Source organism: Streptomyces sp. UNOC14_S4 (assembly GCF_020740835.1).
Lineage (GTDB): Bacteria > Actinomycetota > Actinomycetes > Streptomycetales > Streptomycetaceae > Streptomyces.
This window is the reverse complement of the sequence record NZ_JAINFC010000955.1, coordinates 1-1,124: the sequence shown is the minus strand read 5'-3', so window position 1 is coordinate 1,124 and position 1,124 is coordinate 1. Positions and strand designations below refer to the sequence as shown.

1 protein-coding gene is annotated in these 1,124 nt (G+C 74.6%); it reads right to left on the bottom strand.

Annotated elements, in window-relative coordinates; translation table 11 throughout:
* The coding region (locus K6I34_RS37285) for a DUF5107 domain-containing protein (protein WP_229332443.1) at window positions 1-1,124 on the bottom strand (1,124 nt) is incomplete at both ends.

Genomic DNA, 1,124 nt, shown 5'->3' with positions numbered 1-1,124 from the left:
TGTGTATAAGAGACAGGTCTCCTTGGGGGCGAGGTCGGCGTACGGGCGCCACGCGGCGTACGCGGCGTCGACGTCGGCCCGCGGGAGCGTCGTCTCCAGCCGGGCGGCCACCTCGCCGCGGGCCGCGGTCCAGTCGGCGCCGTGCACGGCGGCCGGGTCGGCGGCCAGCGGACCGTATGCCTCCAGCCAGGAGAACTCCGTCTCAGCATCGAGCCGGACGTGCTCCAGCTGTGTCCGGGCGAGGCCCGCCTGGATCTCCGCGTAACCGGGCGTGCCGGGCTCGGTCAGCCACTGCTGCCAGCGGCGCCCGCCGCTGCCCGCGCCCCAGACGAAGAGCTTGCGGCCGCGCAGCAGGTCAGTGGAGGTCTGCACGAGGCCGCGGCCGTCGGCGTCGAGGGCGGCGATCCAGCGCCGCGCGCCGTCCGGCACCTCGTAGAAGAAGTCGGCGGCGTGCTCGCTGTTCAGCGGGTACGTGCGGTCGACGCCCTCCGTCGCGGGCACGGGGGCGCGGCGCAGGGTGCGGTCGTAGCCGAAGCACCAGGCCTCGTCGGCGGGGGCGAGCACGCGGCCGGTGGGGCTCTCCGGCACGGCGATGTTGGACCACCAGTAGACGGGGGCCGGACGGTCGTGGGGGTTGCGGACGCGCACGCCGACGTAGAGGAAGTCGGAGTCGTCGGGCAGCCACAGGTCGACCTGGAAGGGCAGGTCGCGCATGCGCTCCCACTCCCACAGGCGCAGCATCTCGCCGCCGCCGGGCGCGGGGACACGGGCGGCGTGCAGCGGGGCCATGGAGAGCGGGGTGTGGCCGGTGGCGCCGATGTTCCACTCGATGCCGCCGGAGAACCACGCGCCGTTCAGCGCGAACTCGGCGGGCTGGACGACGGGGTTGCGGTAGAGCAGCTCGGTGCGCGTCGGCTTGTGTTCGAGGGAGTGGACGCGCCCGCCGAGGCCGGGCAGGACCGTCGCCCGCAGCCGGTCGTTCTCGATGACGATCGCCTCGACGTCCGTGGGGACGCGCTTGCGGGTGTAGCCGTCGCGCCGCCGTACGGGGAGCACGGAGCGCAGCGGCGCGTAGCCGATCTGGCGGACCATGGTGGCGGGGAGCAGGGCGCGCTGTGCCGCGT